This window comes from Streptomyces sp. NPDC018693, assembly GCF_044391385.1.
Taxonomy (GTDB): Bacteria; Actinomycetota; Actinomycetes; order Streptomycetales; family Streptomycetaceae; genus Streptomyces.
Map to the genome: position 1 here is coordinate 103,382 of NZ_JBIRZZ010000018.1, position 25,477 is coordinate 128,858.

At 71.8% G+C, this 25,477-nt stretch carries 25 protein-coding genes; 15 read left to right on the plus strand and 10 right to left on the minus strand.

What is annotated here, in order from left to right:
• Nucleotides 1–180: 180 nt before the first annotated feature.
• Nucleotides 181–543 (minus strand): hypothetical protein, encoded by a 363-nt coding sequence (locus tag ACH5AC_RS33020; RefSeq protein ID WP_398865951.1) that lies wholly within the window; start codon nt 541–543, stop codon nt 181–183.
• On the opposite strand from ACH5AC_RS33020, the gene ACH5AC_RS33025 reads away from it, so the two are divergent.
• From ACH5AC_RS33025 to ACH5AC_RS33035, 3 genes are all read left to right on the plus strand, one after another.
• Nucleotides 542–1,282, plus strand: a complete 741-nt coding sequence (locus ACH5AC_RS33025) for a helix-turn-helix transcriptional regulator (protein WP_398865952.1) — start codon at nt 542–544, stop codon at nt 1,280–1,282. The genes ACH5AC_RS33020 and ACH5AC_RS33025 overlap by 2 nt on opposite strands.
• Entirely contained in the window at nt 1,279–2,457 is a 1,179-nt protein-coding gene (locus ACH5AC_RS33030; RefSeq protein WP_398865953.1) for a hypothetical protein, read from the plus strand. Before ACH5AC_RS33025 ends, ACH5AC_RS33030 begins: the two co-directional genes overlap by 4 nt.
• An 83-nt stretch (nt 2,458–2,540) precedes the next feature.
• Nucleotides 2,541–5,213, plus strand: a complete 2,673-nt coding sequence (locus ACH5AC_RS33035; protein ID WP_398865954.1) for a multicopper oxidase domain-containing protein — start codon at nt 2,541–2,543, stop codon at nt 5,211–5,213.
• A 167-nt stretch (nt 5,214–5,380) separates the two neighbouring features.
• On the opposite strand, the gene ACH5AC_RS33040 is transcribed toward ACH5AC_RS33035, so the two are convergent.
• Both ACH5AC_RS33040 and ACH5AC_RS33045 read right to left on the minus strand, forming a co-directional pair.
• Nucleotides 5,381–5,680: an FAD-dependent oxidoreductase gene (locus tag ACH5AC_RS33040; RefSeq protein WP_398865955.1), complete on the minus strand. Its 300-nt coding sequence runs from the start codon at nt 5,678–5,680 to the stop codon at nt 5,381–5,383.
• A gap of 403 nt (nt 5,681–6,083) precedes the next feature.
• Nucleotides 6,084–6,497 (minus strand): MerR family transcriptional regulator, encoded by a 414-nt coding sequence (locus ACH5AC_RS33045; protein ID WP_398865956.1) that lies wholly within the window; start codon nt 6,495–6,497, stop codon nt 6,084–6,086.
• A gap of 154 nt (nt 6,498–6,651) precedes the next feature.
• Between ACH5AC_RS33045 and ACH5AC_RS33050 the strand changes: the two genes are divergently transcribed.
• The 4 genes from ACH5AC_RS33050 (at nt 6,652) to ACH5AC_RS33065 (ending at nt 10,840) form a co-directional block, all read left to right on the plus strand.
• Entirely contained in the window at nt 6,652–8,154 is a 1,503-nt protein-coding gene (locus ACH5AC_RS33050) for a SulP family inorganic anion transporter (RefSeq protein ID WP_398865957.1), read from the plus strand.
• 44 nt (nt 8,155–8,198) lie between these two features.
• Nucleotides 8,199–8,771 carry a TetR/AcrR family transcriptional regulator gene (locus ACH5AC_RS33055; protein ID WP_398865958.1) on the plus strand — a complete coding sequence of 191 codons (573 nt, stop codon included), beginning with the start codon at nt 8,199–8,201 and terminating at the stop codon, nt 8,769–8,771.
• Nucleotides 8,772–8,897: 126 nt separating this feature from the next.
• Nucleotides 8,898–10,076 (plus strand): acyl-CoA dehydrogenase family protein, encoded by a 1,179-nt coding sequence (locus tag ACH5AC_RS33060; RefSeq protein ID WP_398865959.1) that lies wholly within the window; start codon nt 8,898–8,900, stop codon nt 10,074–10,076.
• A 2-nt stretch (nt 10,077–10,078) separates the two neighbouring features.
• Entirely contained in the window at nt 10,079–10,840 is a 762-nt protein-coding gene (locus ACH5AC_RS33065; protein ID WP_398865991.1) for an SDR family NAD(P)-dependent oxidoreductase, read from the plus strand.
• 6 nt (nt 10,841–10,846) lie between these two features.
• On the opposite strand, the gene ACH5AC_RS33070 is transcribed toward ACH5AC_RS33065, so the two are convergent.
• A complete protein-coding gene (locus ACH5AC_RS33070) occupies nt 10,847–11,605 on the minus strand; it encodes a GntR family transcriptional regulator (RefSeq protein ID WP_398865960.1) in 759 nt (252 codons plus the stop codon).
• Between the two features lie 251 nt (nt 11,606–11,856).
• Here ACH5AC_RS33070 and ACH5AC_RS33075 point away from each other — a divergent pair, with 251 nt between their 5' ends.
• The 5 genes from ACH5AC_RS33075 to ACH5AC_RS33095 are packed head-to-tail and all read left to right on the plus strand — an operon-like array spanning nt 11,857 to nt 16,368.
• Complete coding sequence (locus ACH5AC_RS33075; RefSeq protein ID WP_398865961.1) at nt 11,857–12,876, plus strand: sugar ABC transporter substrate-binding protein; 1,020 nt, start codon at nt 11,857–11,859, stop codon at nt 12,874–12,876.
• Nucleotides 12,876–13,952, plus strand: a complete 1,077-nt coding sequence (locus tag ACH5AC_RS33080; RefSeq protein WP_398865962.1) for an ABC transporter permease — start codon at nt 12,876–12,878, stop codon at nt 13,950–13,952. The genes ACH5AC_RS33075 and ACH5AC_RS33080 overlap by 1 nt, the downstream gene beginning before the upstream one ends.
• 5 nt (nt 13,953–13,957) lie before the next feature.
• Nucleotides 13,958–14,863 carry an ATP-binding cassette domain-containing protein gene (locus ACH5AC_RS33085; RefSeq protein ID WP_398865963.1) on the plus strand — a complete coding sequence of 302 codons (906 nt, stop codon included), beginning with the start codon at nt 13,958–13,960 and terminating at the stop codon, nt 14,861–14,863.
• A gap of 1 nt (nt 14,864) precedes the next feature.
• The gene (locus tag ACH5AC_RS33090) at nt 14,865–15,767 is read left to right on the plus strand and encodes a sugar phosphate isomerase/epimerase family protein (protein ID WP_398865965.1); all 903 of its coding nucleotides are present in this window, start codon (nt 14,865–14,867) and stop codon (nt 15,765–15,767) included.
• Nucleotides 15,768–15,792: 25 nt separating this feature from the next.
• A complete protein-coding gene (locus ACH5AC_RS33095; protein WP_398865966.1) occupies nt 15,793–16,368 on the plus strand; it encodes a GNAT family N-acetyltransferase in 576 nt (191 codons plus the stop codon).
• A gap of 7 nt (nt 16,369–16,375) precedes the next feature.
• Here ACH5AC_RS33095 and ACH5AC_RS33100 read toward each other — a convergent pair whose 3' ends face one another.
• From ACH5AC_RS33100 to ACH5AC_RS33115, 4 genes are all read right to left on the minus strand, one after another.
• Nucleotides 16,376–17,479 (minus strand): hypothetical protein, encoded by a 1,104-nt coding sequence (locus tag ACH5AC_RS33100; RefSeq protein ID WP_398865967.1) that lies wholly within the window; start codon nt 17,477–17,479, stop codon nt 16,376–16,378.
• A gap of 240 nt (nt 17,480–17,719) precedes the next feature.
• Nucleotides 17,720–18,724 carry a Gfo/Idh/MocA family oxidoreductase gene (locus ACH5AC_RS33105; RefSeq protein ID WP_398865968.1) on the minus strand — a complete coding sequence of 335 codons (1,005 nt, stop codon included), beginning with the start codon at nt 18,722–18,724 and terminating at the stop codon, nt 17,720–17,722.
• A gap of 37 nt (nt 18,725–18,761) precedes the next feature.
• A complete protein-coding gene (locus ACH5AC_RS33110; protein ID WP_398865969.1) occupies nt 18,762–19,562 on the minus strand; it encodes an SDR family oxidoreductase in 801 nt (266 codons plus the stop codon).
• Nucleotides 19,563–19,572: 10 nt separating this feature from the next.
• Nucleotides 19,573–20,736, minus strand: coding sequence for a phytanoyl-CoA dioxygenase family protein (locus ACH5AC_RS33115; protein WP_398865970.1), 1,164 nt, complete (start codon nt 20,734–20,736; stop codon nt 19,573–19,575).
• 129 nt (nt 20,737–20,865) lie between these two features.
• Here ACH5AC_RS33115 and ACH5AC_RS33120 point away from each other — a divergent pair, with 129 nt between their 5' ends.
• Nucleotides 20,866–21,897, plus strand: coding sequence for a LacI family DNA-binding transcriptional regulator (locus tag ACH5AC_RS33120; RefSeq protein WP_398865971.1), 1,032 nt, complete (start codon nt 20,866–20,868; stop codon nt 21,895–21,897).
• On the opposite strand, the gene ACH5AC_RS33125 is transcribed toward ACH5AC_RS33120, so the two are convergent.
• Nucleotides 21,881–23,032: a Gfo/Idh/MocA family protein gene (locus ACH5AC_RS33125; protein ID WP_398865972.1), complete on the minus strand. Its 1,152-nt coding sequence runs from the start codon at nt 23,030–23,032 to the stop codon at nt 21,881–21,883. The genes ACH5AC_RS33120 and ACH5AC_RS33125 overlap by 17 nt on opposite strands.
• A gap of 123 nt (nt 23,033–23,155) precedes the next feature.
• Between ACH5AC_RS33125 and ACH5AC_RS33130 the strand changes: the two genes are divergently transcribed.
• Nucleotides 23,156–24,157: a LacI family DNA-binding transcriptional regulator gene (locus tag ACH5AC_RS33130; protein ID WP_398865974.1), complete on the plus strand. Its 1,002-nt coding sequence runs from the start codon at nt 23,156–23,158 to the stop codon at nt 24,155–24,157.
• On the opposite strand, the gene ACH5AC_RS33135 is transcribed toward ACH5AC_RS33130, so the two are convergent.
• Nucleotides 24,147–24,491, minus strand: coding sequence for a cupin domain-containing protein (locus tag ACH5AC_RS33135; RefSeq protein WP_398865975.1), 345 nt, complete (start codon nt 24,489–24,491; stop codon nt 24,147–24,149). The genes ACH5AC_RS33130 and ACH5AC_RS33135 overlap by 11 nt on opposite strands.
• 168 nt (nt 24,492–24,659) lie before the next feature.
• Between ACH5AC_RS33135 and ACH5AC_RS33140 the strand changes: the two genes are divergently transcribed.
• Nucleotides 24,660–25,442: an alpha/beta fold hydrolase gene (locus tag ACH5AC_RS33140; protein ID WP_398865976.1), complete on the plus strand. Its 783-nt coding sequence runs from the start codon at nt 24,660–24,662 to the stop codon at nt 25,440–25,442.
• Nucleotides 25,443–25,477: the final 35 nt, after the last annotated feature.

Below are 25,477 nucleotides of genomic sequence, written 5' to 3' on the forward strand. Positions count from 1 at the left end.
GACCAGGCTGCCTTCTCGCGCACTGTATCCGGTCGGCTTGGGCCGGCCGGGCCGGCGTTCATGGGCCGGGCCCTCAGGGCGAAGGGTTTAGCCGATGATGGCGAGTACCGGCCTCACTGAGGCCGGTCAATGCACGCTCGCAACGGGGCGTTGATGTGTCACGAGTTGGGGAGGTCGTCCTCACGCCTCCTCCGTACTGAGCCTTCCGGAACAGCGGCGCTCACCCCAGGCCACCTGGCTGCTGGCCAGGACCGCCTCGCGTACGGCCACGTCCAGATGGGTGCGCCACGCCCCGGTCCAGGGCGTGTCCGAGCGGGAGAGGAGGGGACCGCCGTACCGGCGCAGCAGAGTCCGCATCACCGTGACGCAGTGCACGCAGCACCTCGGCGGCGTCGCAGGACACGGGGTGCTCAGCGCGTACCTGCCGGTGGCGATGTCGCCGCCGAGGGCCCGGCACAGGTGGGAGATCTCCGCCTTGAAGGTGGACGCGGTCACGGGCAGCCCGGTCGGTTCGAGTTGCTGCCCGCGATATAGTACGGACATGTCCGTGGAAAATAACGGCCCGCTCCCCGGCAGCGGATCGACCCGTCTGCCACTGTCCCGGCAGCGCCGCGGTGTCCTGCAGTATTTGCGCGGCCAAGCCGCCCCCGTGAGCGCCACGGCGCTCGCGCAGGTGTGCGCGCTGCACGTCAACACCGTCCGTGAACATCTGGACGCCCTGGTGGCCGACGGGCTCGCCGTACGCGAGCGGTCCGCGCCGTCGGGGCGCGGTCGTCCCGCCTGGCGCTACCGGGCGCGCCCGCCGCAGGAGTCCCCCGCACGGGAGTACGCCGGGCTCGCCGCCGTACTCGCCGCCCAGATCGCCCGCTCCAGCAGCGATCCGCGTGCGGACGCCCTCGCCGCGGGCAAGGACTGGGGACGCGTCCTGACCGCCGGGCAGGAGCCGACGGCGGATCCCGAGGAAGCGCGGACACGGCTGCTGCACCTTCTCGGGGAGATCGGCTTCGCACCGGAGGCGGATGCTCAGGTCCGCCGGGTGCGGCTGCGGCGCTGCCCCTTCGTGGAGACGGCCCGCGAGCACCCCGGCGTCATCTGCGGCGTCCATGAAGGGCTGGCCCGGGCCGCCCTCGCCGCCCTGAGCGAGACGGCCCAGGACATGGAACTGCTTCCGTTCGCCGAACCCGATGCCTGTCGTCTCCACCTGGACACAGGTACCGGACCGGGGGACCCGGACACGACACAGGACCCGCACCCGCCCACGACGCCTGGGGACGACCGGTGATCCCCGCCGCCGACCGGCGTAGGGGCACCCGCCGGGCACCCCTGCTGCTGGCCGCCGGTCTCTGTCTGCTCGCCGGTCTCGACGCCGCCCTCGTTCTGCTCGGACTGCCTGCCCCGGTGACCAGCGACCGGCTGCCGAAGGTCCACGGGGTGCTGCTGGTGCTCGGCTTCGCCGGCACGCTGGTGGCGCTGGAACGCGCGGTCGCCCTGGGCGGCCGCCTGCCGTACGTCGCCCCCGCCTGCCTCGGTGCCGGGGGCCTGCTCCTGCTCGGCCCGGTCGACCTGGCCGTCCCGCGGCTGCTGCTCGTCGCCGGGTCCGCCGCCCTGACCGCCCTGTACATGCGCTTCTGGAAGCGGCAGCCGAGTGCCGCCCTGCTCGCGCAGGCCGCGGGCGCCGTGTCGGCACTCGGCGCGGCACTGCTGTGGCTGGGCGGCCTGGACATTCCGCGGATGCTGCCCTGGCTGGTCGCGTTCCTCGTCCTGACCATCGCGGGGGAGCGGCTGGAACTCGCCCGGGTGGGTGCCCTCGTACCCTCGGCGGAACGGACCTTCCTGGGCTGTGTCGGCGCCGTCGTCACCGGCGTCGTCACCACGCTCCTGTGGCCCGCGACGGGCACCCTGCTGCTCGGCGCCGCCCTGCTCGCGCTGGTCGCCTGGCTCGTCGTGCACGACGTGGCCCGCCGTCTGCTGCGCTCCACCGGACTGCCCCGCTTCACCGCGGCGTGCCTGCTCGCCGGATACGCATGGCTGGGCCTCGCCGGCACCCTGTGGCTGCTGGCCGGGCCGGTCACCGACGGCACCCGCTACGACGCCGTGGTGCACGCCGTCTTCCTGGGATTCGTCCTGTCGATGATCATGGCCCATGCCCCGGTGATCCTGCCCGCCGTACTCCGCCGCCCCCTGCCCTACCACCCGGCGTTCGCGGTGGCGGCCTGGCTGCTGCACCTCTCCCTGGCCCTGCGCGTGGTGATCGGTGACCTCCGCGACGTCAGAGGGGCGTGGCAGCTCGGCGGGGCGCTCAACATCGCCGCCGTCCTGCTGTTCGTCCTGACGGCGGCGACCGCGTCGGTGACCGCCACCCGACGTGCGCCCGGGGCGGCACGGACCACCGCCCGGCCCAGGCCCGCCGAGACCGGCGCGGCGACCTCCTCCGACCACCCGAGGGACCCCCGGTGACCACGGACCTGTCTCCTTCCACGGCGAGCGGACCCGCCCCGAAGCCGCCAGGACGATCACCGCGCGCCCTCTGGCACCTCGGCGTGAACGCGATCGTGGTCGCCTGGCTCGGGCTGTTCGCCGCGGTCGCGACCGCCCATCACTTCCTGCCGCACGCCTCCTGGCTGCTCGTCCACATACTGCTGCTCGGGGCGGTCACCAACGCCGTCGTCATCTGGTCGGGACACTTCGCCGCGTCCGTGCTCCGGCTGCCCGAGTCGAACCGGGGCGCCCCCGCGGCCCTGCGGCTGGCCTGCCTGAACGCCGGAGCCGTCGCCGTGATCGGCGGCATGCTCATCGGGCGCCGGAACGCCGTGCTCATCGGCGGGTGCCTGGTCGCGGCCGCGGTCACCGCCCACGCCGTGTGGCTGGTCCGGCTCCTGCGCCGGGCCCTGCCCGGCCGGTTCTCCATGACCGTGCGCTACTACATAGCCGCCTCCGCCCTGCTGCCCGCGGGTGCCGCGCTCGGTGTCGTCATGGCCCGCGGTGATCTCGCCGGTGATCTCTCCGACCGGCTGCTGATCGCGCACGAGATGATCAACCTGCTCGGCTGGGTCGGCCTCACCGTGGCGGGGACGCTCATCACCCTGTGGCCGACGATGCTGCGCACCCGCGTGGCGGACGGCGCCGAACGGGCGGGGCGCGCCGCTCTTCCCGTCCTGCTGACCGGCCTCGCCGCGGCCGTCGCCGGCGCACTGCTCGCCCCGCCGCCCCTGGCCGCCCCCGGTGTGGCCGGCTACGCCGCCGGGCTCGTGGTCGCCGGCCGGCCCTGGCTGCGCGAGGCCCGGGCGAAGGCGCCGCGATCCTTTGCGGCCTGGTCGGTGGCCGCGGGCTGCCTCTGGCTCGCCGGATCCCTGACGGTCCTGGCCGGCATCCTCGTTTCCACCACGTCCTGGACGACGGTGGCGGAGCGCACCTCGGTGCTGACCGCGCCGCTGGCGGCCGGCTGGATCGCACAGGTGCTGCTCGGCGCACTCAGCTTCCTCGTGCCCGTGGTCCTGGGCGGTGGCCCCGCGGCCGTACGCGCCGCCACCACGGGACTCGAACGGGCCTGGCCGGCCCGGCTGGCCATCACCAACGCCGCGCTGTTGCTGTGCGTGCTCCCGGTGCCGTCCATGGTCCGGGTGGTGTGCTCGGTGCTGCTGCTGGTGATGCTGCTGTACTTCCTCGTCCTGCTCGTGCTCACGGTGGTTCGCGGCACGCGGAAGCGGCGTAAGGCGGCCCGTGGCCACGCGGACCCGGTGCCCGCGCCGGCCCCGGCGCGCACCGAGGGCCCGTCGGCCCCGCATCGCGTGCTCGGCGGCGTGGCGTTCGGGCTCGCGGTCGTGATGCTGGCCGTCGCGGGGGGCGGCGCGGTGGATGTGCGTTCGCTGCCCCTCGTGGGCCGGTCCGCCGCCACGAGCGCGGACGGCGTGAGCGAGGTGGAGCCGACCGGGCGTACCACCACGGTCGATGTGACGATCCGTGACATGCGGTTCTCCCCTTCCGCGGTCGATGTGCCCGCGGGCGACCGCCTGGTGATCCGCCTGCACAACACCGGCACCGACACGCACGACCTGGTGCTGGAGACCGGCGCCCGCACCGACCGGCTCAGCCCCGGTAAGCGCGGCACGCTGGACGCGGGAGTCGTCGGCCGGGACCTCTCGGGCTGGTGCTCGGTGGTCGGGCACCGCCAGATGGGCATGGTCTTCGCGGTACGCGTCACGGGCGCCGAGGCGTCGGACACGGCGGCCGACCGCGACGGAGCCGGCGGCACCGGGTCCCAGGACGGCAGCGGAACCGCGCACGACCACGGCGGGGGCACTTCCCGGGGCACGGGCGAGTCCGCCGCGGAAGCGTTCGATCCGATGGCCGAGCCGACCGACGGCTTCACCGCCCGCGACGCCGAACTGCCGCCCTTGACGGGCGGATCCAGCCCCACGCTGCACAAGCGGACCTTCACCGTCAAGGAGGCGGAAGCGGAGGTCGCCCCCGGTGTACGGCAGACGCTGTGGACGTTCAACGGGACGGCTCCCGGGCCCGTACTGCGCGGCCGCGTCGGTGACATCTTCGAGATCATCCTCGTCAACGACGGGACGATCGGCCACTCCGTCGACTTCCACGCCGGAGCGCTGGCGCCGGACCGGCCGATGCGGACGATCCAGCCCGGCCAGTCACTGACGTACCGGTTCACGGCCACCCGCAGCGGGGTGTGGATGTACCACTGCTCGACCATGCCGATGTCCCTGCACATCGCCAACGGCATGTTCGGCGCGGTGATCATCGATCCGCCCGACCTGCCGAAGGTGGACCGTGAGTACGTGCTGGTCCAGTCGGAGTTCTACCTGGGCCGGCAGAACGGGACCGCCGACGCCGACAAGGTGAACGCCAAGGAGCCCGACGTGGTCGCCTTCAACGGGTACGCCAACCAGTACGACCACGACCCGCTGACAGCGAGGACCGGTGAGCGCGTACGGATCTGGGTCCTGGCGGCGGGGCCGAATGCGGCCAGCGCCTTCCACGTCGTGGGCGGCCAGTTCGACACCGTCTACCGTGAGGGCGCCTACGACCTGCAACCGGGAGGCTCCGAACGCGGTGGCGCACAGGTCCTCGACCTCGCTCCCGCGTCGGGCGGATTCGTCGAGACGACCTTCCCAGAAGCGGGCGACTACCCCTTCGTCACGCACGTCATGACCGACGCGGAACGCGGCGCGCACGGTGTCTTCCGCGTGCGCTGACCGGCACCCCACGCCCGGCCTGGCTTTCCGTGGCGGGCGTGAAGCCGGCGCCGGCGGAGCCGGGATTGATCGACGAGTACGAGATCGTGGTGCACTCTCCTGAGCCGGTCGGGGTTCGGCTCGGGGGCGGCGGCGATGCGGTATGAGCCGGAAGGAAGGCTCGCAAGTCAACCGCGGACGCTCTCATGAGCAGGGGACTGGCCATTCCCGGGGCGGAGTTGAGCGTCGGGCGCGGCCAGGACGGCCTGTGCTGCCCGTTCGCCCGCTGCCAGGGCGCCCTCGATATGTCCGGCGTGGTCGGGTGCCGTCTCGGTCGACGCCCAGTGCAGGCGGCCGTCGAGTGTTGGCCGCGGCCGGGCCGAAGAGTTGGGTGAGCTGTGCGGTGACGGCGTCCTTGAAGGCGGTTGGACGACGTGGGCGTGCGCGAAGCCGAAGAGCGCGGAGGGCCGGCCGTCGGGCCCCGACATGTCGTGGATCTCCTGGAGCGGGCCGGTCCTGCTGAACGCCGCTCCGGCCAGCCCCGCTTCCCGCCACAAGGGTGGAGGCCGGCAAGGAGTGCTTCATCCTCGTCCCGGACACCTGCGGGCTGACCACGTTCACCACGCAGCTCTTCCAGGCGCATGAGATGCCCCTGCGCACGTATCCGGGGGAAGCCTCCGGCTACCAGGTCCTGGAGGACTGGACCAAGCTGGGTCTGGGCTGCAGATCTCCGTCGAGGCCGTGTGGAGCGCCGACTCCCCGCTCGGTGCGGACCTGCTCCGCCTGGCCGACAGCCTCGCAGCGGCCCGCTAGGCGGGCACCGACGAGATCGTCTCGAACCAGCCAGGACGTTCGTCCGGCCCTCCTACTGATCGCTCCGGGCGCCATGGTTCAGGCGCCCGGGTGGGCCTCCGCGTGCAGGCGGCGGCGCAGGGTGTCCGCGAAGTCCTCGGCCATCGCCAGGCGGGCGCGCAGGGTCTCGCAGCGTGCGTCGGCGACCTCGCGGTAGGCGTCCAGCCGTTCGCGCAGCAGCTTCCGTTCCTCGTCCGTCGGCGGGGTGTCGGTGGCGGCGAGCCGGTCGGTGATCTCCAGCAGGTCGCGCATCTCCTCCAGGGAGAAGTCCAGCGGCTTCATACGGCGGATCACCATCAGCCGCTCGACGTCGGACTCCGTGTACAGCCGGAAGCCGCCCTTGCTGCGGGCCGAGGGGATCACCAGGCCGACCTCCTCGTAGTGGCGGATGGTACGCAGCGACAGGCCGGTCCGCTCGGCCACTTCGCCGATCTGCATCTGCCGCTCGCTCATCGCCGCGCCGTCTCCCTCGGATGTCCGTCGGTTTCGAGAGTGTGAAGTGAGTCATTCTACGGAGACATGCGATTCGAACTCTCCCCTCACGTCAGGTTAGAGTTCCCCGGCCGAGCCCCCTCGGCTCCCCGCGCCCCGAGACGGAAACGGCAGCATGTCCTCACCCCTGTCCGCAGCTCCCAAGCTGCGTCTGTCCAAGCCCGACTGGCTGGAGTCCCCCAAGGTCCTGCGGACCGAGGTGCTGGCCGGGCTGGTCGTCGCGCTGGCCCTGATCCCCGAGGCCATCTCCTTCTCGATCATCGCCGGGGTCGACCCGAGCATCGGTCTGTTCGCCTCGTTCACCATGGCCGTGGTGATCGCGTTCGTGGGCGGCCGCAAGGCCATGATCTCCGCCGCGACCGGAGCGGTCGCCCTGGTGATCGCCCCCCTGAACCGGGAGCACGGGCTGGGCCACCTGGTCGCGGCCGTCATCCTCGCCGGTGTCTTCCAGATCGTGCTCGGCGCGCTCGGCGTGGCCAAGCTGATGCGGTTCATCCCGCGCTCGGTGATGGTCGGCTTCGTCAATGCCCTGGCCGTCCTGATCTTCATGGCGCAGGTGCCGGAGGTGAGGGACGTGCCGTGGCCCGTCTTCCCGCTGGTCGCGGGCGGGCTGGCGCTGATGGTGTTCTTCCCGAGGGTCTCGACCGTGGTCCCGGCGCCGCTGGTGTCCATTGCGATCCTCACCGTCATCACCGTCGCCGCCGGCATCGCGGTGCCGACCGTGGGTGACAAGGGCGAACTGCCGTCCTCGCTGCCGGTGCCCGGTCTGCCGGACGTGCCGTTCACGCTCGAAACCCTCACGACTATCGCCCCGTACGCCCTCGCCATGGCGCTGGTCGGTCTGATGGAGTCGCTGATGACGGCCAAGCTGGTCGACGACATCACCGACACGCACTCCCACAAGACCCGTGAGTCGATCGGCCAGGGCGTCGCCAACATCGTCACCGGCTTCTTCGGCGGCATGGGCGGCTGCGCGATGATCGGCCAGACGATGATCAACGTAAAGGTGTCCGGCGCCCGCACCCGGCTGTCGACCTTCCTCGCCGGGGCCTTTCTGATGGTGCTGTGCATCGTCTTCGGCCCGGTCGTCTCCGACATCCCGATGGCCGCGCTGGTCGCCGTCATGGTCATGGTGTCCGTGGCCACCTTCGACTGGCACTCCGTCGCCCCGAGGACGCTCAAGCGGATGCCGCTGGGGGAGACCACGGTCATGGTCGTCACCGTCGCCTGTGTGGTCGCCACCCACAACCTCGCCATCGGTGTCGTCGTCGGCTCGATCACCGCGATGGTGATCTTCGCCAAGCGGGTCGCCCACCTCGCCGAGGTCTCCGGCGTCGTCGACCCGGACGGCAACCAGGTCGTCTACGCGGTCACCGGCGAGCTGTTCTTCGCCTCCTCCAACGACCTCGTCTACCAGTTCGACTACCGGAACGACCCGGACGACGTCGTCATCGACCTCTCCGGCGCCCACATCTGGGACGCCTCCTCGGTCGCCGCGCTCGACGCGATCGAGACCAAGTACGCCCAGCGCGGCAAGAAGGTCACCATCGTCGGCCTGAACAAGCCCAGCGCCGACATGCACCAGCGCCTCGCCGGCCAACTGACCGGCGGTCACTGACCGGACGGTGACCCAGCTCCCTCCGGCGCGGATAGGCTGGGATCATGCCGTCCACCCGCCGTACCGCCCGCCAGGCCGACCTGCTGGAACGACTCGTGACGCTGCTGACGGCGGAGGGCTTCTCGGATCTCACCCTCGACGACCTCGCCGAACGGCTGCGCTGCTCCAAGACCACGCTGTACCAACTGGCCCGCAGCAAGCAGGGGCTGGTCGTGGAGGCGGTCAAGCACTATTTCCGCGGGGCGACGGAGGCCGTGGAGAAGCGGGTGGCGCAGACCGCCGTCCCGTCCGACCGGGTGCGCGCCTATCTGACGGCCGTCGCCGAGCAGTTGCGCCCGCTCTCGCGTCGCTTCCTCGACGACGTGGCCGACTTCCCGCCCGCCCGCGAGGTGTACGAGGCCAACACCCGCATGGCGGCCGAGCGGGTGCGGCAGCTGATCGCCGAGGGCGTCTCCGACGGGGCGTTCCGTGATGTGCACGCCGCCTTCGTGGGTGAGGTGGCCGCGGCCACCATGCGGCAGATCCAGCAGGGCGAGCTCAAGGCGCGCACCGGGCTGACCGACGCGGAGGCGTACGAGCAGCTCGCCTCCCTGATCGTGCACGCCGTGTCGTCCTGACACCAACCGTTACCCGACTGTGCGCGGCTCCTTCGTTGCACCCCGCTGCCGTACTGTGAATGATACGTTCGTACTCCTCGCAGTATCACTTTCAGATCATCCCGTTTCACTTCCGTGGAGGTTCCGATGCCTGCCACTCGTGCCCTGCCGACCGAGGAAGCCCTCGACCTCATCCGGCTGACGCGGACCCTGGCCGCCAAGGAACTGGCTCCGCGGGTCGCCGAGGCGGAGGCCGACGGCGCGTTCCCCCGGGACGTCTTCCGCACGCTCGGCCGCAGCGGGCTGCTCGGCCTGCCCTTCGCCGAGGAGCACGGCGGGGCGGGTCAGCCGTACGAGGTCTACCTCCAGGTCCTGGAGGAGATCGCCGCGGTCTGGTCCAGCGTCGCCGTCGGCGTCTCCGTGCACGCCCTGTCCTGCTTCCCGCTCGCCGCCTTCGGCGCCGAGGAGCAGCGGGCGAGGTGGCTGCCCGACATGCTGGGCGGCGAACTCCTCGGCGCGTACTGCCTGTCCGAGCCGCACGCCGGCTCCGACCCGGCCGCGATGCGCACCCGCGCGGTGCGCGACGGGGACCACTACGTCATCGACGGGGCCAAGGCGTGGACGACGCACGGCGGCTACGCCGACTTCTACACGGTGATGGCCCGCACCTCCGAGGACCGCGCCCACGGCATCTCCTGCTTCCTCGTGCCGGCCGACACGCCCGGCCTGAGCGCCGACCCGCCGGAGCGGAAGATGGGCCTGACCGGGTCCGCCACCGCCACCATGCGGCTGGACGGCGTCCGGGTGCCGGTCGAGCGCCGGATCGGCGCGGAGGGCCAGGGCCTGAAGATCGCGCTCGCCTCCCTGGACTGCGGCCGCCTCGGCATCGCCGCCGTGGCCGCCGGTCTCGCCCAGGGCGCCCTCGACCACGCCGTGCGCTACGCCCGTGAGCGTGAGACCTTCGGCAAGCCGATCATCGAGCACCAGGGCCTGGCGTTCGTCCTCGCGGACATGGGCGCCGCCATCGAGTCGGCGCGCGCCACCGCGCTGGCCGCCGCCCGGCTGAAGGACCAGGGACTGCCCTTCACCCGCGAGGCGTCGATCGCCAAACTCGTGGCCACGGACAATGCCATGAAGGTGACCACGGACGCGGTGCAGGTGCTCGGCGGGTACGGATACACGCGCGACTTCCCCGTCGAGCGCTATATGCGTGAGGCCAAGGTCATGCAGATCTTCGAAGGGACCAACCAGATCCAGCGCCTGGTCATCTCCCGGGCGCTGGACCGGAGCGAGGGCGGTGTGCTCACCGCCCTCGGCAAGGAGTGATGATGCAGCTCGACAACACCGCCGCCCTCGTCACCGGCGGTGCGTCCGGCCTGGGCGCGGCCACCGCGAAGGCACTCGCCGAGCGCGGCGCCCGGGTCTTCGCGCTGGACCTCAAGGACGGCGTCGACAAGGCGCCCGAGGTGCCCGGCGTGACCTGTGTGCCCGCCGATGTCACCGACCCCGAGCAGGTCCGCGCCGCCGTCGCCACCGCGGCCGGGTCCGGCGTGCCGCTGCGCACGGTGGTCAACTGCGCCGGCATCGGGCCGTCGATGCGGATCCTCGGCAAGAAGGGCGTGCACGACCTCGCGCTGTACGCGAAGGTGATCCAGATCAACCTGGTCGGCACCTTCAACGTGCTCACGCTCGCCTCCGAGGCCATCGCCGGGACCGACCCCGTCGACGAGCACGGGCAGCGGGGTGTCATCGTCAACACCGCGTCCATCGCGGCGTACGACGGGCAGATCGGGCAGGCCGCCTACGCCTCCTCCAAGGGCGGGGTCGTGGGGCTGACGCTGCCGGCCGCCCGCGACCTGGCGCAGTACGGCATCCGGGTGTGCACCATCGCGCCCGGCATCGTCGACACGCCGATGATGGCGACCGTGTCCGAGGAGTTCCGTACGTCGCTGGCGGCGGGCGTGCCGTTCCCGCACCGGTTCGCGCAGCCGGAGGAGTACGCGAAGCTGGCTCTGGCGATCGTCGACCACGACTACCTCAACGGCGAGACCATCCGCATGGACGGGGCCCTGCGGATGGCGCCCCGGTGACGGCGGTCATGTCCTGACCAGCAGCTGGAAGTCGAAGGCGTAGCGGGACGCGCGGTAGATGTGCGTCCCGTACTCGACCGGGCGCCCGGTGTCGTCGTACGCGGTGCGCTGCATGGTCAGTACGGCCGCCCCCTTCTCCTCGTCGAGGCGGGCGGCCTCCTCGGCGGTGGCCGAGCGGGCGCCGATCGTCTGGCGGGCGCTGTGCAGGGTGATCCCCGCCGCGCGCATCATGCGGTACAGACCCGTCGACTCCAGGCGGGCCGTGTCGAGGTCGAGCAGGTCCGGTGGCAGGTAGTTCCACAGGAGCGCCACCGGCTGGCCGTGGGTGCGGCGCAGTCGCTCCAGTACGGTGACCTCGGCGCCCTCCGGCAGGCCCAGCGCGGCCGCGACATCGGCGGGCGCGGGGACGCGTTCGTTGCGCGTCGTCTCCGTGGTCGGGCCCTGCCCGGCCGCCTCCAGGTCGTCGTAGAGACTGCTCAGTTCGAGCGGGCGCTTGACCTGGCTGTGCACCACCTGGGTGCCGACGCCACGGCGGCGCACCAGCAGGCCCTTGTCCACGAGCGACTGGATCGCCTGGCGGACCGTGGGCCGGGACAGGCCGAGCCGGGTCGACAGGTCGATCTCGTTGCCGAGCAGGTTGCCCGGGGCCAGCGCGCCGTGTTCGATCGCCGCCTCCAGCTGCTGGGCGAGCTGGTAGTAGAGCGGGACCGGGCTGGTGCGGTCCAGGGCGAAGTGCAGCGCGTCGAGCGCGGGGGTCCTCGCCATCGGCATCTCCTCGGTCGGCTCGGTCGGTGGGGTGACGCACAGGTGCACGGGGTAGAGATCGCCCCCTCAGGTGTAGGGCGTCGCAGCCGACCGTGTCAATGGTTTGTACTTACATTCGGACCTGAGCGTGAAATGATGTCTTAACAAAGTATTGACAGTGGGCGCGGCAAGGGATTGGATCCCGTCCCAACAGCGCACGAGTCGTGCATTTCCCCGTGGTTTCCCCTGTCGCACAGTGAGGTGCAGGAAAGATGGACCGTTCTTCTTCCTCTCGCTCCCGCAGAATCGCCCCCGTCGTGGCCATGGCCGCCGCGGTGGCACTGACCCTCGCCGGCTGCTCCAGCGGCTCCGGCGGCAAGAAGGCAGAGGAGGACCAGAGCGGCGCCGCCGCCGGCAAGGCCACCACCCCCCGGATGAAGGTGGCGCTGGTGACCCACCAGTCGCCCGGTGACACCTTCTGGGACATCGTCCGCAAGGGCGCCGAGGCCGCCGCCGCCAAGGACAACATCGAGCTGATCTACTCCGCCGATCCGAACGCCGGCAAGCAGGCCACCCTGATCCAGAACGCGATCGACTCCAAGGTCGACGGAATCGCGGTCACCCTCGCCAAGCCGGACGCCCTGAAGGACGTCATCGACAAGGCCAAGGCGGCCGGCATCCCCGTCGTCGGCCTCAACTCCGGTGTCAGCGAGTGGAAGAAGCTCGGCCTGCTGGAGTTCTTCGGGCAGGACGAGACCGTGGCCGGTGAGGGACTCGGCAACAAGCTGAACACGCTCGGCGCCAAGAAGGCCGTCTGCGTCATCCAGGAGCAGGGCAACATCGGCCTGACCCAGCGCTGCGACGGCGTGAAGAAGACGTTCTCCGGCTCGGTCGAGAACCTCTACGTCAACGGCACCGACATGCCCTCGGTGCAGGCGACCATCAACGCCAAGCTCAAGCAGGACACCGCCATCGACTACGTGATCACCCTCGGCGCGCCCTTCGCGCTGACCGCCACCCAGTCGGTGTCCGAGGCGGGCAGCAAGGCCAAGGTCGCCACCTTCGACCTGAACAAGGAACTCACCGGCGCCATCAAGGCCGGCACCATCGAGTTCGCCGTCGACCAGCAGCCCTACCTGCAGGGCTACCTGGGGATCGACTCGCTGTGGCTGTACAAGAACAACGGCAACTACATGGGCGGCGGCGAGCAGCCGGTGCTGACCGGCCCGGCCATCGTCGACAAGGACAACGTCGACGCCGTCGCCGCGTTCGCCGCGAAGGGCACCCGGTGATGAGCATGACCCAGAAGGCTGAGCCGGCGGTGACCCCACCGCCGGCCTCCGGCCCGAAGGAGAGGGACGGCCGGATCGCCGAACGCCCGCTCGCGCTGCGCCTGCTGGCCCGCCCCGAGATCGGCGTGTTCCTCGGCGCGGTCGCGGTGCTGGTGTTCTTCCTGATCGCGGCGCCCGCCGTGCGCCAGGGCGGCTCGATGGCCACCGTGCTCTACCAGTCGTCGACGATCGGCATCATGGCGCTGCCCGTGGCCCTGCTGATGATCGGCGGCGAGTTCGACCTGTCGTCCGGCGTGGCCGTGATCACCTCCGCGCTCACCGCGAGCATGCTCAGCTTCCAGCTGACCGTGAACGTGTGGACGGGCGTGATCCTGGCACTGGTCCTCTCCCTGGCCATCGGCTGGCTGAACGGCTGGATGGTGGTGAGGACCGGGCTGCCCAGCTTCCTGGTCACCCTCGGCACCTTCCTCATCCTGCAGGGCGTCAACCTCGCCGTGACCAAGCTGGTCACCGGCAACGTCGCCACCGACAACATCAGCGACATGGACGGCTTCGACCAGGCCAAGGCCCTCTTCGCGTCGTCGTTCCACGTGGGCGACGTCGAAGTGAAGATCACGGTGGTGTGGTGGCTGGTGTTCGCGGCCCTCGCCACCTGGGTGCTGCTGCGCACCAAGTACGGCAACTGGATCTTCGCCGTCGGCGGCAACAAGGACAGCGCCCGCGCGGTCGGCGTCCCGGTGGACTTCACCAAGATCACCCTCTTCATGACCGTCGGCTTCGGCGCCTGGTTCATGGGCATGCACAACCTGTTCTCCTTCAACACCGTGCAGTCCGGCGAGGGCGTCGGCCAGGAGCTGATCTACATCGCCGCGGCCGTCATCGGCGGCTGCCTCCTCACCGGCGGCTACGGCTCCGCGATCGGCCCGGTCTTCGGCGCCTTCATGTTCGGCATGGTGAACCAGGGCATCGTCTACGCCGGCTGGAACCCCGACTGGTTCAAGGCGTTCCTCGGTGTGATGCTCCTCGGAGCCGTCCTCATCAATCTGTGGGTACAGCGCACGGCGACCAGGAGGTGACCCGCATGACCAACCGGACCGGAACCCACGGCGCCGTCCTTCAGGACACCGCGCCCCAGGACGGCGCTCTCGTCGAGCTGCGCGGGGCGGGCAAGTCCTACGGCAACATCCGCGCCCTGCACGGCGTCGACCTGCGGGTCCACCCCGGCAAGGTGACCTGCGTGCTCGGCGACAACGGCGCGGGCAAGTCCACCCTGATCAAAATCATCTCGGGGCTGCACCAGCACACCGAGGGCGAGTTCCTCGTCGACGGCACCCCCGTGCGCTTCAACACCCCGCGCGAGGCCCTCGACAAGGGCATCGCCACCGTCTACCAGGACCTGGCCACCGTGCCCCTGATGCCGGTGTGGCGCAACTTCTTCCTCGGCTCCGAGATGACCAAGGGTCCCTGGCCGATCCGCCGTCTCGACATCGAGAGGATGAAGCAGACGGCCGATCACGAGCTGCGTGAGATGGGCATCGTCCTCGACGACCTCGAACAGCCCATCGGCACGCTCTCCGGCGGCCAGCGCCAGTGCGTGGCCATCGCCCGCGCCGTCTACTTCGGCGCCCGGGTGCTGATCCTCGACGAGCCGACCGCCGCCCTCGGCGTCAAGCAGTCCGGTGTGGTGCTGAAGTACATCGCCGCCGCCCGCGACCGCGGCCTCGGCGTCATCTTCATCACCCACAACCCGCACCACGCCTACATGGTCGGCGACCACTTCAGCGTCCTGCGCCTGGGCACGCTCGAACTCTCCGCCGACCGCAGCGAGGTCAGCCTCGAAGAGCTCACCAACCACATGGCCGGCGGCGCCGAACTCGCCGCGCTCAAGCACGAGCTGGCGCAGGTCCGCGGCGTCGACACGGACGAGCTCCCCGAGGAGGAGGACCTCACCGGGCCGGTGGCGAACGCTCCGGAAGGGACGCCCTGACATGCCCGAGGTCCTGGACCGCATCCGCGTCGGCTCGGCCCCCGACTCCTGGGGCGTCTGGTTCCCCGACGACCCCCGGCAGGTCCCCTGGGAACGCTTCCTGGACGAGGTCGCCGAGGCCGGCTACACCTGGATCGAACTGGGCCCGTACGGCTATCTGCCGACCGACCCGGCCCGGCTCACCGACGAGGTCGGCCGGCGCGGACTGAAGGTCTCCGCGGGCACGGTCTTCACCGGCCTGCACCGCGGCCCGTCCGTCTGGGAGTCGACCTGGGCGCACGTCAGCCAGGTCGCCGCGCTCACCCAGGCCATGGGCGCGCGGCACCTGGTCGTCATCCCGTCCTTCTGGCGCGACGACAAGACCGCCGAGATCCTCGAACCCCCGGAGCTGACGGGACCTCAGTGGGCCCACCTCACCAAGGGCATGGAACGCCTGGGGCACGAGGTGAAGGAGACGTACGGCCTGGACATCGTCGTGCACCCGCACGCCGACACCCACATCGACACCGAGGCCCATGTCGAGCGGTTCCTCGACTCCACCGACGGCGACCTGGTCAACCTCTGCCTGGACACCGGCCACTACGCCTACTGCGGCGGCGACAGCGTCCAGCTGATCGAGACGTACGGCGAACGCATCGGCTATCTGCACCTCAAGCAGGTCGACCCGGCGATCCTGGCGGACGTACGGGCCGAGGGGACACCGTTCGGACCGGCCGTCGCCCAGGGAGTGATGTGCGAACCGCCGTCCGGTGTACCGGAGCTGGGGCCGGTGCTGACGGCCGCGCAGAAGCTCGGCGTGGAGCTGTTCGCGATCGTCGAGCAGGACATGTACCCCTGCGAGCCGGACAGGCCCCTGCCGATCGCGACCCGCACCCGCCGGTTCCTGAGGTCCTGCGGGGCCTGAGCGGCTCCCCGCCTAGGCTCGGGGCATGGACGACATCGCCGTACGACCGGACATCCGGCTGGAGGCCGACGCCACCGGGTCGGTCTCCGCGCTGCTGCTGCGACCCTGGCGGCCGCAGGACGCGCCGGCGCTGGTCGACGCGTGCCGGGACCCGGTGCTGCGCCGCTGGACCAGTCACGCCGTGGACGACGAGGCGGACGCGCACCGATGGCTGCGGGAGCAGCGGGACGCGTGGGAGCGGGGAGGCCGCCTGGCCTTCGCCGTCCTGGACGCCCAACCGGACGGCACCGAGGGCCGGTTGGCCGGACATGTCGTCCTCAAGGGCCTGGCGCCGGGCTCCGGGAGCGCCGAGGTCGGCTATTGGACGGCGGCCCACGCCCGCGGCCGGGGCGTTGCACCCAGGGCGGTGCACGCCCTGACCGACTGGGCGTTCACCGCCTTCCCCCGGCTGACCCGCCTGGAACTCGTCCACCAGGTGGACAACACGGCGTCCTGCCGGGTGGCGGCGAAATGCGGCTACGCCTTCGAGACGGTGCTGCCGGCCGAGCCTCCCGCTTTCCCACGCGACGGCCACCTCCATGTCCGGGAACGGACGAGCTGAGGCCGGGCTACGCGCGACGGCCGTGCTCTGCCTTGGAGCCCGTGGCGGCCGCGGGCTCCGACTGATTCGGCACCTCACTCAGCGTCTCCTTCGCACGCTGGTCCACCAGATGCGTCACCAGGTGCTGCGCGGCGCCGAACACGATCGCCCAGCCCAGGATCTGCGCGGAGCTGTCGAGATTGCTCAGACCGGGTACGAACGCCGCCTTGATGAGCAGCACCCCCGTGAGCGCCGACAACGCCCCCAGCGGGAACTTCAGCACCGCCAGGGCCAGCGGCAGCCGGAAGGGGTACGGCACGGCCTGCGTGTCACGGATCTGGCGAATGGCCGCGACCACGGTCGGCGCCGCTCCGACGAGCCCCGCGGCCTCCACGGTCAGGACATCCCAGTTGTGGGTGAAGTCGCCGGTGACGACGTTCCTGCTGTCCTGCGTCCGCAGCTCCGGGGGCATGCCGCCCGGCGGGGCGGGGTGCTCGCCGGTGGGACAGACCACCTTGTCGCCCGGCGGGTCGGGGACGAAGCACAGGTCCAGGGCATGGCTGTCGAAGTATCCCCATGCCGCGAGCCCGATGATCCCCAGCGTCGCCGCCACCGTGACGATCCAGAGCAGGTTCGCCAGGACGCGCACACGCCGGTACCGGGCGCCACGGGACTCGTAGGCGATGCCGAGACCGCGGGCGAGCACCAGCCGTTCGTGCTCCGCGATGGGACGTCCGCCCCCGCCGATCCGACGGACGGCCTTCTCGACGGCCTGGCGATGCGGACTGTCCTCCGACAGGTTCCGCCGCACCGTGTGCAGCACCTCGGGAACACGCGCGCGCAGCTCTTCGGCGGAGTACAGGAGGATCAGATCACGCTCGGTGCCCCGGATGTTCGCCCAGATGCGCTCCAGGCAGCCGGGCCTCGACGCCCAGAACCTGTAGTCCAGGCAGGCCCTCTCGGCCTCGCCGAGCTGTCGCCGGGCGCCGGCGATCACAGCCCGCCGCTGACGGGCGTAGGGCAGAGGGCCACGGCCCTCCTCCTTGTCGAGCTGGGTCCTCAGCCGGGAGATGGTGGCCAGCGGCAGCTCACGCCAGGCGGGATAGGCATTCCTCTCCTTCCGGGCGGGCACGGTCCTCGTCCTCGCCCGGAGGCGGGCCGGCAGCAGGCGCACACGGTGCCGGACGTTCCTCGGGTCAGGCATCGGGACCTCCGAGCACTCCCTCGGCAGCGGCGCCGCCGAATCGGCGCGCATCGTCTTCGTGCACGTCCAGTACGACACGACGGACGCCCGCGCGGCCCGATACCTGCTCCTCCCGGGTGACGGCCTCCCCCGCCCGGCCGAGGCGCCGGGAGGGGGAGACCGGCCCCGTCAGGCCCCTCGTACCTCCGCGATCGTCACCGGCCGGTGCTCACGCAGCGACAGCGTGCACGCCTCCGCGATCCAGCCCGCCTCCAGGGCGTCCTCGATGGTGCACGGCGACGGCCGGTCGCCGGAGACGACCTCCGTGAACGCGGTCAGCTCGGCGCGGTACGCCTCCGTGAAGCGGTCCATGAAGAAGTCGTGCGGGGCGCCCGCCGGGAAGCTGACACCCGGCTCGACCGAGCGCAGCGGCAGCTTGTCCTCCAGGCCGACGGCGATGGAGTCCTGGAAGCCGTGCAGCTCCATGCGGACGTCGTAACCGCGGCCGTTGTGGCGGCTGTTGGAGACGACCGCGAGGGTGCCGTCGTCCAGGGTGAGGACCGCGCCGGTCGTGTCCGCGTCGCCCGCCTCCCTGATGTAGTCGGCGCCCCGGTTGCCGCCGACCGCGTACACCTCGGTCACCTCGCGGCCCGTCACCCAGCGGATGATGTCGAAGTCATGGACGGAGCAGTCGCGGAAGATGCCGCCGGACGCGGCGACGTAGGCGGCGGGCGGCGGCGCCGGGTCCAGCGTCGTCGACCGTACGGTGTGCAGCATGCCCAGCTCACCCGCCCGGACGGCGGCGCGGGCGGCGACGAAACCGGCGTCGAAGCGGCGGTTGTACCCGATCTGGATCGGCACGCCCCTGTCCTGGACGGCCTTGAGCACCTCGACGCCCTCGGCCATGGTCTTCGCGACGGGCTTCTCGCAGAAGACGGGGATGCCGGCCTCGACGCCGGCGAGGATCAGCGCCGGGTGGGCGTCGGTCGCCGCCGCGACGACGATGCCGTCCACCCCGGAGGCCAGCAGCGCCTCGGGCGAGTCGGCGACCTCGGCGCCGAACCGTTCGGCGGCCGCCTTGGCGGCGTCCGCGAAGGGATCGGTGACGACGAGCGACTCGACGGCGTCGAGTCCGTAGAGGGTCTCGGCGTGGAAGGCGCCGATGCGGCCGAGGCCGAGGATTCCGATGCGCATGGGGGCGTTGCTCCTCAGGAGGTGGGTACCGGCGGGGCTAGTCGAGGCCGCCGAGGACGTTCTGGTCCCAGTCGATCACCGAACCGGTGACCACGCCGGACCGGTCGGACAGCAGGAGGACGACGAAGTCGGCGATCTCGTCCGGCTGGCCGAGCTTGCCCATCGGCAGCCGCGCGGCCGCCTGCTCACGCCAGTCGTCGCCGGCGTCGTGGAACGTCCGCTGGGTGGCGTCCTCGCCCTCCGTCGCCGTCCAGCCGATGTTCAGGCCGTTGATCCGGATACGGTCCCAGCGGTGGGCGTGCGCCGCGTTGCGGGTGAGGCCGATCAGACCCGCCTTGGCGGCGACGTACGGTGCGAGGAAGGGCTGCCCGCCGTGCGCCGACGACGTGATGATGTTGACGATCGTGCCGGGCGCCTTGCGGGCCACCATGTCGGTGACCGCGGCCTGCATGGCGAAGAACGGCGCCTTCAGATTGATCGCGATGTGCTGGTCGAACAGCTCGGGCGTGGTGTCGAGGAGCGTGCCGCGTGAGGTGAGCCCCGCCGAGTTCACCAGGCAGTCGATCCGGCCGCAGGCGTCGACCACCTCCGCGACGGCGGCCTTCGCCTGCTCGGCGTCCGCCAGGTCGGTCTGCACGAAGATCGCCTTGCCGCCGGCCGCCGCCAGCTCCGCCACCAGCGCCTCCCCGGGCTCCTGCCGCCGCCCGGTGAAGGCGACGTGCGCCCCCTCACGCACGGCGGCGCGCGCGATGGCCGCGCCCACGCCCTGGCTGCCGCCGTTGACGAGGACGACCTTGTCCCGCAGAAGTCCGCCGTCGAATCCGTCGAGAAGTCCCATGGCACATGCCTCAGCTCTCACGTCGAAGTGCGCCCGCCCGCAGCCCGTCCCGCAGGGCGCCGGGGGGCCAGTGCCCACGCAACGCCCGCCGCAGGATGTCCGCCTGGGTGGGCGGCGCCAGCCCGTCGACCGGCGGGTCGCTGTCGAGGTTGGTGGGGAAGGGGTACCCGTCGGCGCTCGCGGCGATCACCCGCTCCAGCCAGGCCACGTCCGCGCCCTCGGCGGCACGCCTCAGCAGCACCGGATAGACGGCGGTCGCGACGGCCTCCCGGTCCACCGTCTCCATCGCCCGCCCGAACGCCGAGGACACCTGCAGCAGGTTCGCCGTGCGCCGTACGTCGGCGGTGCGGTTGGTGCCGGCCGCGTGGAACACCGCCGGGTTGAAGAACACCGCGTCGCCCTTCGCCAGCGGCAGCTGGACGCGATGCGTGTCGAAGTACGCCTGGAACCGCGGGAGCCGCCAGGCCAGGTAGCCGGGCTCGTAGCGCTGCGAGTACGGCAGGTACAGCGTCGGGCCGGACTCCACCGGCATGTCGCCGTGCGCCACCGCGCCCTGCAGGGTCAGCACGGGGGAGAGGCGATGCACGTGCGCCGGGTAGGCGGCCGCCGTCTCGTTGGAGAGGAACCCCAGGTGGTAGTCGCGGTGGGCGGTCTGCGCGGCGCCGCCCGGGTTGACCACGTTGACCTGGGAGGTGATCTGGTAGCCGGGGCCCAGCCAGGCAGTCGACGCCAGGGCCACCATGTCGTTGGCGTAGTAGTCGGCGAACGCCTCCGCGTCGTACAGCGCGGCCTTCTCCAGGGCGTTCCAGACGCGGTCGTTGGCGCCCGGCCGGGCGAAGTGGTCGCCCGCCGTCGCCCCCGAGGCGCGCTGCTCGGCGATCAGAGCCTCGAAGACGGCCGTCATCCGGTCCACCACCGCCGCCTCGGGGAAGGCGCCCCGGAACACCACGACCCCGGGGCCGTCCGCCAGCGCCCGCACCAGCTCGGTGCGCACCGCGTGCCCGGACGCCGACCGCAGCCGCTCGCTGTCGTACACCAGTACCCCGCCCTCCACCGACGCGGCGTGCGGATAGCCGGCCGGATCGGTGGTGCGCTCGACGAGGGCGCGCAGGTCGTCCAGGTCGCAGTCCTCTTCGGTCAGCCAGGCCGAGGACGCGGCGAAGGTGAAGGACATCGTCGTCCTCTCGGGTCACGGGAAGCGCGGGGACTCTGTCATTCTTGTCAGTACAAACCCCTCGAACAACCGGCAGCCAGCCATCAAAAACCCCTCAGGAAGACCAGCGCGAGGAGCGAGGAGCCAGCTGTGGGCCATCCCTTCCCGATCCGTGAGATCGCACGTCAGGCCGGTCTCAGCGAGGCCACCGTCGACCGCGTCCTCAACGGCCGGGGCGGGGTGCGGGAGTCCACCGCGCAGGAGGTGCACCGGGCCATCGCCGACCTGGACCGGCAGCGCACCCAGGTCCGGCTGGTGGGCCGTACGTTCATGGTGGACATCGTGATGCAGGCGCCGGAGCGCTTCACCACCGCCGTGCGGGCCGCCCTGGAGGCCGAGCTGCCGTCGCTGCACCCGGCCGTGCTGCGCTCCCGCTTCCACTTCCGCGAGACCGGTCCGGTCGAGGAGCAGGTCAGAATCCTGGACCGGATCGCCCGGCGCGGCTCCCAGGGAGTCATCCTCAAGGCGCCCGACGTGCCCGAGGTCGGCGCGGCCGTCGGCCGGCTGGTCGCGGCCGGGATACCCGTGGTCACCCTGGTCACCGACCTGCCCGCCAGCGCCCGCCTCGGCTATGTCGGCAGCGACAACCGGGCCGCCGGCGCGACCGCCGCGTACCTCATGGGCCAGTGGCTCGGCGACCGGCCCGGCCATGTGCTCACCAGCCTCAGCAGCGGCTTCTTCCGCAACGAGGAGGAGCGCGAGATGGGCTTCCGCGGCGTGATGCGCGCCCGCCACCCCGAGCGCACCCTGGTCGAGATCGCCGAGGGACAGGGCCTGGACACCACCCAGTACGATCTCGTCCGCGCCGCCCTCGAACGCGACCCGGACATCCGCGCCGTCTACTCCATCGGCGGCGGCAACATCGCCACGCTGCGCGCCTTCGCCGACCTCGGCCGCGAGTGCGCGGTGTTCGTCGCGCACGACCTCGACCACGACAACACCCGGCTGCTGCGTGAGCACCGGCTGTCCGCCGTGCTCCACCACGACCTGCGCCAGGACATGCGTGAGGCGTGCCACCTGGTGATGCGCGCCCATGGCGCCCTGCCGCCCGCGGGCCCGACCCTGCCGTCCGCCATCCAGGTGGTCACGCCCTACAACATGCCGGCTACACCTCCGGGGTGACCCAGGCGCCGCTCCGCGCCGACCGCGCCATCGCGTCCAGTACGGCGGCACTGTGCACGGCGTCCGTCAGGGTCGCCCCGCAGGGGACGCCCTCGGCGATCGAGCGCAGGAACCGGTACGCCTCGATGACCTTCAGGTCGTCGTAGCCCATGGCGTTGGCCGCGCCCGGCTGGAAGGCGCCGTACTCGCCGTCGCCCGGGCCGACGTACACCGTGCTGAACGGCTGGTCCTGGTAGGCGGTGCCCAGGCTGACGCCCAGCTCGTTCATCCGCCGGAAGTCCCAGAGGACGGCGCCCTTGGTGCCGTGCACCTCGAAGCCGTAGTTGTTCTGCTCGCCGACCGAGACCCGGCACGCCTCCAGGACGCCGCGCGCGCCGGAGGCGAACCGCAGCAGACAGCTGACGTAGTCCTCGTTCTCGACCGGGCCCAGCTCGCCGCCCGTGGCCAGGGTGTGGCCGGCGGTGGCGCCGGTCGGACGGGCCCGCTCCGGCAGGAACACCGCGGTGTCGGCGGCCAGCGCGGCGATGTCGCCGAGCAGGAAACGGGCCAGGTCGGCGCCGTGCGAGGCCAGGTCGCCCAGCACTCCGCTGCCGCCCCGCTCCCGCTCGTACCGCCAGGTCAGGGCGCCGTCCGGGTGGGCGGCGTAGTCGCTGAACAGACGGATGCGGACGTGGGTGATCCGGCCCAGCTCGCCGGAGGCGATCAGCTCGCGGGCCCGCTCCACGGCGGGAGCATTGCGGTAGTTGAAGCCGACCGCGCCCCGCACGCCCGCCTTCGCGACCGCGTCCGCCACCGCGCGGGCGTCCCCGGCCGTCAGACCCACCGGCTTCTCGATCCAGAGGTGCTTGCCGGCCTCGGCCATCGCCACCCCGATCTCACGGTGCAGGAAGTTCGGCGCGGTGACGCTGACCGCCTGCACGCGCGGATCGGCGGCCACCTCCCGCCAGTCGCGGGTGGCCGAGGCGAAGCCGTACCGCTCGGCGGCCTCCTCGGCACGGCCCGGCACCTCCTCGGCGACGGCCACCAGCCGTGGCCGGACGGCGAGCTGCGGGAAGTGATGCGCGACGCGCGCGTACGCCTGCGTATGCACCCGGCCCATCCAGCCGAACCCGACGACGGCGACACCCAGCTCCATGACAGTCCCCTTTTTGGACCGGTCCATACATTCTCCAGGCCACCCTGTAAGCAGTCCTGCGAGGGTGTCAAGCCATCTGCCGCCCTTTGACATCTCCACGCGTCCATGGAACGGTCCACAGACATGAGACCACCGACCATCCGCGACGTGGCCGACCGGGCCGGAGTGTCCAAGTCCCTGGTCTCCCTCGTACTGCGCGGCTCGGAGCAGGTGCGCCCCGAGAAGCGGGAGGCCGTGCTGAAGGCCGTGCGCGAACTGGGCTACCGGCCCAACGCGGCCGCCCGCAGCCTCAGCGAGCAGCGCACCCGCACCATCGGCGTGCTCCTCGACGACCTGCGCAACCCCTGGTACGTCGACCTGCTCGACGGCCTCAACTCCCTGCTGCACGCGAGCGGACTGCACATGCTGCTCGCGGACGCCCGGCTCGCCCGCCGCGTCGGCCACGATCTCGCCGGCCCCTTCCTGGACGTGCAGGCCGACGGCCTGGTCGTGGTCGGCACGCTGCCCGACCTCACGGCGCTCGACACGGTGGCGGCGCGCATGCCGGTCGTCGTGGCGGGGGCGCGTGAGGCCGTGCCGGCGGGCGTGGACGTCGTCGCCGACGACGACGAGAAGGGCGCCCGGCTGGCCACCGAGCATCTCGTCGGACTCGGGCACCGCCGGATCGCGCACCTCGCGGGCCACGGCGCCGTCGGCGCGCTGCGGCGGCGCGGCTTCGAGGAGACGATGCGGGCCCACGGGCCGGCGGAGCCGGCGCTGGTGGAGCCGTGCGACATGACCGAGGAGGGCGGCCACCGCGCGGCCGTACGGCTGCTGGGCCGCCCGGACCGGCCCACCGCCGTCTTCGCGGTCAACGACATGGCCTGCGTCGGCGTGCTCTCGGCGGCGGAGGACCTGGGCCTGCGCGTCCCGCACGACCTGTCGGTCGTCGGCTACGACAACACCAGCATCTCCCGCCTGCGCCACCTCTGGCTGACCACCGTCGACCCGGCCGGCCACGAGGTCGGCCGCCGCGCGGCCCGCTGCCTGCTGGACCGGCTCGAACGGCCCGGCGGGCTGGGCCGCGTGCACCTGGCGTCCCCCACGCTGCAGATCCGGGGGACGACGGCACCGCTCACCGGCTGACGGCGTACGCCTTGCGCAGCGTCTCGCGCACCGTCCACGTCGTACGGTCCCCCGCGCGCAGCACCGCCAGGTCGCCGGGGCCGACCGTGAAGGTGGGGCCGTCCTCGACCTGGATGATCGCCGACCCGCTGCTCACCACGAACAGCTCGTCCACCTCGGTGTCGGTGACCACTCCGGGCGTGATCTGCCAGACCCCGCGGACCTGGCTGCCGTCCGCCGACTCCCCCACCACCTTCCCGGTCACCTCAGGCGGCCCCGAGAGGATCTGAGCGGGGTCGAGCGGCTCCGGTTCGAGCTCGGCGTCGGCGATGTGCAGGGTGAAACCGTGCGTCATGCCGGCGACCCTGGGCCGGCCGCGCGCGGCGCGGGTGTGGACGGAGTGTGGGTGATCGGCCCCGGTCGCACGACACAACGTCACCGGGTTGTCCACGTCGACGACCCGCAGGCACCCGTGGGACCACGACCGGAGGCGGGGGCCGGCGTCCGGCGTCACGCTCGGAATATGAGGGACCGCTGGGATGTCCGCCGTTCGGGCCCGGACCAGGCCCCGCACCGGGTGCTGATGATTCCGGGCGGGATGTGCTCGACCGAGTTCTACGCGGACCTGATGGCGGAGCCCGCGCTCGCGGGGCTGGGCATGGTGGCGGCGGCGCTGCCGGGGTTCGCCGGGACCGAGGCGCCCGACGACGTGGCGATGGAGCACTACGCGGAGCTGATGGCGTGGTTCGCGGCCGACACCGGCTGCGATGTGGTGGTGGGGCACAGCCTGGGCGCGAACGTGGCGATCGAGATGGCGGCGGCCGGTCTGTTCGCCGGGCCGCTGGTCCTGCTCTCGCCCACCTTCTCCCGCCGGGACGAGGCGACGTTCCTGACCGTGATGGACGCCGTGGGGCGGGTGCCCGGCCTCGGCGCGGCGGTCTGGTCCGGGATGTGCGCGCTGCTGCCCCGGGCGGCGCGACGCGATCTGCCGCCCCGGCGCGCCGAGGTGCTGGCGGCGGCGATGGGCGCCAACGACCCACGGTCCTGCCGCAGGATCGTACGGGCCTACTACGCGTACCTCGCCCGCCATCCCTCCCTCGTCCCGCGGCTGTGCGGAGCCGACGTGCCGGCCTGGGTGGTGCGCGGCGACCGCGACGAGACCGGCCTCACGGACACCGAACGGCAGGGACTGCAGACGTGCGCGGACGTACGGCTGGTCACCGTGCCCGACGCCGGACACATGCTCCTCGTCGAGCGGCCCGCGGTGGTCGCCGACGTGCTGGCGGAGGCGACGGCCCGGTCGTGAAGCGGGCCCTGGGACGCTCCAAGGGCCCTTCAGTG

Excerpts from the sequence above, each read along its gene's own strand:
- ACH5AC_RS33125 (WP_398865972.1), bottom strand. The coding sequence starts at position 23,032 with ATGGAGCTGGGTGTCGCCGTCGTCGGGTTCGGCTGGATGGGCCGGGTG.
- ACH5AC_RS33070 (WP_398865960.1), bottom strand. The coding sequence starts at position 11,605 with ATGGCGAGGACCCCCGCGCTCGACGCGCTGCACTTCGCCCTGGACCGC.
- ACH5AC_RS33085 (WP_398865963.1), top strand. The coding sequence starts at position 13,958 with ATGACCAACCGGACCGGAACCCACGGCGCCGTCCTTCAGGACACCGCG.
- ACH5AC_RS33140 (WP_398865976.1), top strand. The coding sequence starts at position 24,660 with ATGAGGGACCGCTGGGATGTCCGCCGTTCGGGCCCGGACCAGGCCCCG.
- ACH5AC_RS33040 (WP_398865955.1), bottom strand. The coding sequence starts at position 5,680 with ATGTCGGGGCCCGACGGCCGGCCCTCCGCGCTCTTCGGCTTCGCGCAC.
- ACH5AC_RS33020 (WP_398865951.1), bottom strand. The coding sequence starts at position 543 with ATGTCCGTACTATATCGCGGGCAGCAACTCGAACCGACCGGGCTGCCC.
- ACH5AC_RS33055 (WP_398865958.1), top strand. The coding sequence starts at position 8,199 with ATGCCGTCCACCCGCCGTACCGCCCGCCAGGCCGACCTGCTGGAACGA.
- ACH5AC_RS33050 (WP_398865957.1), top strand. The coding sequence starts at position 6,652 with ATGTCCTCACCCCTGTCCGCAGCTCCCAAGCTGCGTCTGTCCAAGCCC.
- ACH5AC_RS33060 (WP_398865959.1), top strand. The coding sequence starts at position 8,898 with ATGCCTGCCACTCGTGCCCTGCCGACCGAGGAAGCCCTCGACCTCATC.
- ACH5AC_RS33135 (WP_398865975.1), bottom strand. The coding sequence starts at position 24,491 with ATGACGCACGGTTTCACCCTGCACATCGCCGACGCCGAGCTCGAACCG.
- ACH5AC_RS33105 (WP_398865968.1), bottom strand. The coding sequence starts at position 18,724 with ATGCGCATCGGAATCCTCGGCCTCGGCCGCATCGGCGCCTTCCACGCC.
- ACH5AC_RS33025 (WP_398865952.1), top strand. The coding sequence starts at position 542 with ATGTCCGTGGAAAATAACGGCCCGCTCCCCGGCAGCGGATCGACCCGT.
- ACH5AC_RS33110 (WP_398865969.1), bottom strand. The coding sequence starts at position 19,562 with ATGGGACTTCTCGACGGATTCGACGGCGGACTTCTGCGGGACAAGGTC.
- ACH5AC_RS33130 (WP_398865974.1), top strand. The coding sequence starts at position 23,156 with ATGAGACCACCGACCATCCGCGACGTGGCCGACCGGGCCGGAGTGTCC.
- ACH5AC_RS33090 (WP_398865965.1), top strand. The coding sequence starts at position 14,865 with ATGCCCGAGGTCCTGGACCGCATCCGCGTCGGCTCGGCCCCCGACTCC.
- ACH5AC_RS33080 (WP_398865962.1), top strand. The coding sequence starts at position 12,876 with ATGAGCATGACCCAGAAGGCTGAGCCGGCGGTGACCCCACCGCCGGCC.
- ACH5AC_RS33065 (WP_398865991.1), top strand. The coding sequence starts at position 10,079 with ATGCAGCTCGACAACACCGCCGCCCTCGTCACCGGCGGTGCGTCCGGC.
- ACH5AC_RS33045 (WP_398865956.1), bottom strand. The coding sequence starts at position 6,497 with ATGAGCGAGCGGCAGATGCAGATCGGCGAAGTGGCCGAGCGGACCGGC.
- ACH5AC_RS33115 (WP_398865970.1), bottom strand. The coding sequence starts at position 20,736 with ATGTCCTTCACCTTCGCCGCGTCCTCGGCCTGGCTGACCGAAGAGGAC.
- ACH5AC_RS33095 (WP_398865966.1), top strand. The coding sequence starts at position 15,793 with ATGGACGACATCGCCGTACGACCGGACATCCGGCTGGAGGCCGACGCC.
- ACH5AC_RS33075 (WP_398865961.1), top strand. The coding sequence starts at position 11,857 with ATGGACCGTTCTTCTTCCTCTCGCTCCCGCAGAATCGCCCCCGTCGTG.